This is a genomic window from Blautia massiliensis (ex Durand et al. 2017) (genome assembly GCF_001487165.1).
Taxonomy (GTDB): domain Bacteria; phylum Bacillota; class Clostridia; order Lachnospirales; family Lachnospiraceae; genus Blautia_A; species Blautia_A fusiformis.
Map to the genome: position 1 here is coordinate 655,943 of NZ_LN913006.1, position 6,838 is coordinate 662,780.

General features: G+C 43.7%; 5 protein-coding genes. All 5 read left to right on the forward strand.

Translation table 11 applies throughout. The features are described 5' to 3' along the window. Positions 1–4 precede the first annotated feature (4 nt). The 5 genes from BN3261_RS04045 to BN3261_RS04065 all read left to right on the forward strand — a co-directional run bounded on the left by BN3261_RS04045 (position 5) and on the right by BN3261_RS04065 (position 6,669). Positions 5–877 carry a VirB6/TrbL-like conjugal transfer protein, CD1112 family gene (locus BN3261_RS04045; protein WP_005426566.1) on the forward strand — a complete coding sequence of 291 codons (873 nt, stop codon included), beginning with the start codon at positions 5–7 and terminating at the stop codon, positions 875–877. Positions 878–891: 14 nt separating this feature from the next. Further along, entirely contained in the window at positions 892–1,320 is a 429-nt protein-coding gene (locus BN3261_RS04050) for a PrgI family protein (protein ID WP_059085511.1), read from the forward strand. 55 nt (positions 1,321–1,375) lie between these two features. Continuing rightward, positions 1,376–3,757 (forward strand): VirB4-like conjugal transfer ATPase, CD1110 family, encoded by a 2,382-nt coding sequence (locus BN3261_RS04055; RefSeq protein ID WP_110925858.1) that lies wholly within the window; start codon positions 1,376–1,378, stop codon positions 3,755–3,757. 27 nt (positions 3,758–3,784) lie between these two features. Then, a complete protein-coding gene (locus tag BN3261_RS04060; RefSeq protein ID WP_059085512.1) occupies positions 3,785–5,188 on the forward strand; it encodes a hypothetical protein in 1,404 nt (467 codons plus the stop codon). Between the two features lie 107 nt (positions 5,189–5,295). Continuing rightward, positions 5,296–6,669, forward strand: coding sequence for a ParB/RepB/Spo0J family partition protein (locus BN3261_RS04065; RefSeq protein ID WP_059085513.1), 1,374 nt, complete (start codon positions 5,296–5,298; stop codon positions 6,667–6,669). Positions 6,670–6,838 lie beyond the last annotated feature (169 nt).

The following is a 6,838-nucleotide window of genomic DNA, read 5'->3' on the forward strand; positions in this document are numbered from 1 at the left end:
ATAAATGGGTGGAATAACCGAAAAAATAACAGAGTTCATAAAGGATCTGCTAACAGGCTGGATCACATCAAACCTGGATACCATGTTCACCGATGTAAATACCAAAGTAGAAACGATTGCTACAGAGGTTGGGAAAACACCCCAAAATTGGAACAGTGGCATTTTTTCCATGATAAAAAATCTGTCGGATAATGTCATTGTCCCCATTGCGGGGATGATTATTACATTTGTACTGTGTTATGAGCTGATTTCCATGATTATGGAAAAAAACAATATGCACGATACGGATACGTTTATGTTTTTCAAATACATTTTTAAGATGTGGGTAGCGGTATATCTGGTTACTCATACTTTTGATATTGCGATGGCAATTTTTGATGTAGCGAATCATGTGGTATCCAATGCTGGCGGTATGATAACCGGTTCCGCATCTATTGATGTTACAGAAGCATTGAAAACGCTTCTTGAAACGCAGATTGAAGATATGGGAATCGGAGAATTACTGGGGCTTGGTCTGGAAACGATGCTGGTCAGTTTATGTCTAAAAATCATATCAGTCCTGATTACCGTCATTTTATATGGACGAATGATAGAAATATATCTTTATGTCTCTGTGGCACCTATTCCGTTTTCAACATTTACGAACAGGGAATGGGGAAGTATTGGAAATAATTATGTGAAGGCATTATTAGCGTTGGGATTCCAGGGATTTTTTATGATGGTATGTGTTGCGATTTATGCAGTTCTGGTAAATGCTATTACAGTTGCGGATAATCTTCATACAGCTATCTGGTCAGTTGCAGCATATACAGTTATTTTATGTTTCAGCCTGTTTAAGACCAGTTCCCTGGCAAAATCAATCTTCAATGCACATTAGGAGGAAACAAGAATATGGCATATGTTCCAGTGCCGAAAGATTTTTCAAAAATAAAGACAAAATTAGCACTGAATTTAACTAAAAGACAAATTATATGTTTTTCTCTGGCAGGAATTTGTGGTGTTCCGGTCTATTTGCTGACAAAAGCAGGACTGGGAACAGATGTGGCAGCAACGCTTATGATCATAGTGATGCTGCCATTTTTCTTTTTTGCAATGTATGAAAAGGATGGATTTCCAGCAGAGAAAATATTGCTTCACATTATCCGGCAGAAATTTTTAAGACCTGGAATCAGGTTCTATCGTTCCCAAAACTTATATGACCGGATTATAGAGTACGATAAATTAGAGAAAGAGGGTGCATGGCTTGAGAAAAAGGCAAAAGAAGCCAGGGAAGCGAGAAATCCGTTCCATTTCCTTAAAAAAGCAGACCGAAAAAAATAAGAAACAGAAAACCGGACTTACGAAAGAAGAAAAAAAGCGTCTGAAAGAACTTCGGATGATAAAAGCGGAGAATCAGAAGAAGAGGAAGCCTTTTACAGCGCAGGATACGATTCCATATAAGGAAATATATAAGGATGGTATCTGCAGGACGGATGATAACTATTATTCAAAAATGGTGCAGTTTTACGATATAAATTACCAGTTAGCGCAGAATGATGATAAAGCGGCTATTTTTGAGAACTATTGTGAGTTCCTGAATTCATTTGACAGCTCTGTTGAGGTACAAATTACATTTCTTAATCAACAGGTGAATTTTGATGAGTATGCAAAAAATATTGATATTCCAGAGCAGGATGACTGTTTCAATGATATTCGGAAAGAATATTCGGATATGTTGAAAATGCAGCTTTCCAAAGGAAATAATGGGCTTGTAAAAACAAAATATATTACATTTTCCATTAAGGCGGATAATCTGCGAAATGCAAAATCCAGGCTGGAGAGAATTGAAGCCAGTGTATTGAATAATTTTAAGGTGATGGGAGCCATGGCAGAGCCTTTAAATGGGGTAGAACGTCTGAAAATCTTGCATGATGTGATGAATATGGACACAAAAGAATCTTTCCATTTCCATTATGGGATGGTTGCAAAAACAGGTCTGCAGACAAAAGACTTTATTGCACCTACCGGATTTGATTTTCGCAATGACAGCTATTTTCGGATGGGACAGACTTTTGGATGCGTGTCATATTTACAGATTACATCACCAGAACTTACGGATAAACTGCTGGCAGATCTGCTGGATCTGGAAGAGAATCTTATCATCAATATGCACCTGCGTCCAATTGATCCCAAGGCAGCTATTAAAAGCCTGAAAAGTACGCTGTCAAATATTCAGAAAATGAAAATTGAAGAACAGAAGAAAGCGGTCAGAAGCGGATATGATATGGATATTATTCCAACGGACATTTCTACATACGGAGAGGATGTGGAGGGATTGCTCAATGAAATCCAGTCCAGGAATGAGAAACTTTTTGAACTTACTTTTTTGCTGATGAATACAGCGGACAATAAGAGAAAACTGGACAATATTGTGTATCAGACTGCAGGAATCGCCCAGAAATATAATTGCAATATACGGAGACTTCAATATCAGCAGGAACAGGGACTTGTGGCATCACTACCACTGGGAATGAACCAGACTGGAATACAGAGAATTATGACTACGACTTCTACAGCAATCTTTGTTCCGTTTACCACACAGGAACTTTTCCAAGGCGGTGAAGCTCTTTACTATGGCTTAAATGCACTGTCAAACAATCTCATTATGGTGGATCGGAAACGATTGAAAACACCTAACGGCTTGATTTTGGGTACTCCTGGTTCCGGTAAGAGTTTTGCAACGAAAAGAGAAATTCTCAATGTTTTCCTGATTACAGACGATGACATTATTATCTGTGACCCGGAGGGAGAATATTTTCCGCTGGTAAATGCCTTAAATGGTGAAGTTATTAAAATCAGTGCAAAAAGTAATGATTACATCAATCCTATGGAAGTGAACCTGGATGTTATTTATCATCCGGAGAAATACAGGATTAATGGCGATGTGGAGGATATTGATACCATTATTGCTGATAAAGCAGAGTTTATCACATCTTTCTGCGAGGTCATTATGAAGAAACCTCAAAATGCAGAATTAAATGGTGATGAGGTTTCCATGATTGACCTGTGTGTAAAAGACATTTATAAAAAATATCTTTACAATGATCCAAAACCGGAAAATATGCCGACTTTGCAGGATTTCTATGAACGTCTGAACTTTTATGCACCAGATAAAACAGCAGCACAGAACATTGCCAACAGTCTGCAGTTGTATGTAACAGGATCGCAGAATGTATTTAACCATCGAAGTAATGTCGATACGCAGAACAGAGTGGTATGCTTTGATATTCGGGAACTTGGAACCACACTACGAAAAGCAGGGATGTTGATTGTCCAGCATATGGTTTGGACAAGAGTATCACAGAACCGCAGTCGTAGGAAATCAACCCGTTATTATGTGGATGAATTTCACCTTTTGCTGAACCAGCCACAGACTGCTAATTATTCTATTGAAATGTGGAAGAGATTTCGTAAGTGGGGTGGAATCATTACAGGAATCAGTCAGAATGTAACAGATTTTCTTGGCTCTCTGGCAGTAGAAAGTATTGTGGGAAACAGTGATTTTATCCTGATGTTAAATCAGCACAGCGGGGATCAGAAGATCCTTGCGGAGAAATTGAATATTTCCAAGCATCAGATTTCTTTTGTAAATAACAGTAATGCAGGAGAAGGGCTGCTCTTTTACGGAAATGTAATCATACCTTTTGCAGACAGATATCCGCAGGATACCAGAACCTATGCTTTGATGAGTACTAAACCGGATGAGATTCAGACTTAACGGACAAAAAAGCAGAGGTGAGGTACATTGGGAAAACAAAAATATACGGCGAAAGAGAAGAAAGTCAGCCGTATGACCAGAAATGGTCTGGTTGAGGAAAATCTTGCAACAAAGGAGACCAGAAAAGTTACAAACAGCGATCAGGAGTTGCCTTATAAACAGAAGGATGTAGAACAGGCATTTATTACTTCTGAAAAGAAGAAAAACTCTCATAAAAAAGCTGAAAAGAAACAATTTTCCGAAAAAGTTCAGGAGGGAAATCCTGCCAAAAAAGAAGAGGCTGCAAACAGTCCTCCGGGAAAACGAAAAACACAGGGACGGTACAGATACCGGGACAAGCCTGCAGGTGTATCTGTGGATTCAGCGGTAGAAATACGTGAGCGCAAAGAAAAACACAGGAGCCAGTATCAGCGACAGAAAAAGAAACAGCAGAGACTGCAGTTTGGAAAACTGGAGACAGATGGAAGTCTGAAGAAAGAAAAGAAAACTTCGGCTGAAACAGATGGAGGACATTTTCAGGCAGAGAAGAATGATGTTTCTACAAACCGAAAAAAAGGAAAGCAGAAATATAGCCGAAAAACAATAAAAACTTATCAGGAAGTGGATAAGGCTGCAAGAAAACAGGAAGCTGAGAGGCAGAACAAAATTCCGAAAGATTCTGTTTATACCAAGAAAACAAATGAGGAACAGAAAGCAAAGGTAAAGTACCATTTATATTTCGACAAAAAAACAGGGAAAACGGATGGTAAAAAGAAAACCTTGTCTTCTGTTCCAAAGAAAGCATTAAAAAATGCAGTATATCAGAAAGCAGGCGAAGACGAAGAGGAAAACAGTGCTGTAGATGCAGCACATAAGCTGGTGCGTTCAGGTGAGTGGATATTACAGGAACATAGCAGTAGAAATATCCGGAAGAACCGCAGTCAGATACATAAAGAAAACCGTTTAGAGAAAAGAGCCTGGAAGAGTGCATCCAGGTATCAATATCAGAAATATCTGGAAGAACATCCAGAGATGCAGAAAAAGCTGATCAGAAAATTAATACAGAAGCAGAGGATTAAGCGAGAGTATCAGATGGCATACCGGGCTGGGAAGATTGCAAAAGAAACAAAAGACACCTCAATCCGGTCAGTAAATCTTGCTACTAAAATTGCAAGAAAGGCACAGGAAGTATTTGTAAGAAATGTAACTACTCTGATCTCAATGGGGTTGTTATTGATTTTGCTTCTTTCCGTAATGACAGGATTTGCTTCCTGTTCGGCTATGTTTTCTAATGGAATTTCTACGGTAATCGCTTCCAGTTACATTGCGGATCCGGACGAAATTGAAAAAGCAGAGTTGTATTATACGCAGTTGGAAACATCGCTTGACAAGGGCACACAGAGAAAAACAACTGAAAATGAGCTGCCAAGCCTTACACAATGCACCGCCTAACAGGACATAGGCGGTGTTTTTGTATGCAGACAGCGTTTTCTCTGTGTGCCGAAATGGGCCAGCCGTGCGGCGTGGCCTAAATTCTTGTCAAGGAGGTTATTCGTGTCATGGCAGAAGAAAACAAGCATCCCCCTACCACGGAGGAACAGGCCCCGCCTGAAATGCCGGGAAAGGCCCCGGAAATGGAGCAGGCCGAGATCCCTGATGTGGGCGGTGCCCCCGCTCCGTCCGCAAAGGTGATCGACCTTTCCGCTGTGCGTTCTGCGCCGGAAAAGGACGCTCCGCCGGACATCCCCAAGGAACCGGAGGCCCCGCCCGTTTCCGTCACCGAGTACAGCAAGCAGGAATGGGAAAAGCCCATGCCGGAGCCGGAGAAGCCCAAGCCCAAACGGGGCCGCCCTGCAAAAGCTGAAAAAGCTGCGCCTGCCGAGCCGGGGGCCAAGAAAGAGGAAAAGGCGGAAAAGCCCCGCCGTGGCCGTCCGCCCAAGGCGGAAAAGACAGCCCCGGAGCAGACCGATCCGCCCAAGGCTGGCAAGACCCATGCGGCCCCCGAAGAAAAGGCAGCGCCCCCGGCCCCGGAAGTGCCGCCTACGCCCCGTGACGCTACCAGAGGTGAAAAAGAGGAAATCGTCTATCTTGACCTTTCCGACCTGCACCCGTTCAAGGATCATCCTTTTGGTGTCCGTGACGATGCGGAAATGAAATCTCTGGTGGAGAGTGTCCGCAACGGCGGCGTCAACCAGCCCGCGCTGGTACGTCCCCGTGAGGGCGGCGGCTATGAGATCATCGCGGGCCACCGCCGCCAGATGGCCAGCCAGCTTGCCGGGTATCGCAATATGCCCTGTATCGTCCGCAATATGACGGACGATGAGGCCATTCTCGCTATGACGGATGACAACCTCCGTCAGCGCGAAACGATTTTGCCCAGCGAAAAGGCCCTGTCCCTGAAAATGCAGTATGAGGCCATCAAGCATCAGGGAGCGCGTGGCGACAGCGCCGAGGCTGGAAAGCTCTCTCTTGAAAGCGTGGGCCAGCGCAACGGCATGAGCGTGAAAACCGTACAGCGGTATATCTGGCTCAATGATCTTGTGCCGGAATTGAAGCAGACGATGGATGACGGAAAGCTGTCTTTTACCCCGGCTGTGGAAATTTCCCGCGTGCGCCCCAAGCACCAGAAGTATATCGCCGTGTCCATTGAGGGCCAGCAGGCTTCGCCCTCCAAGGGTCAGGCAAAGCGGCTCCGTGAGCTGGACAAGGAAAACAAGCTCTCCCCGGACGTGATCGATGGTATTTTGTGTGAAGAAAAGAAAAAGGAGGATCGTGACGTGATCATTACTGGCGCTGAACTGGAAAAGTTTTTTGGCAAGGAGGCCACGCCCCGGCAGATGAAAGACCAGATCATGACGCTGCTGGAGGACTGGAAAGAGCGGCAGCCGCCCGAGCTTGCCAAGCCCGACAAGAAAATGGATATGGAGAAGTAACGACCTCTGGCCACTATGACCAGAGGCTTTTTGCTGCCCCGATAGGATATGGCTCTTGCGGTTATATCCCCCGTCGCCGCCCGTAATTGAGCACAGGCGGGAGCGGGCCGTCAAGGGGGCTTCGCCCCCCCGTATGCCTGTCTCTTATATAAATCTAGGTGTGCATAAG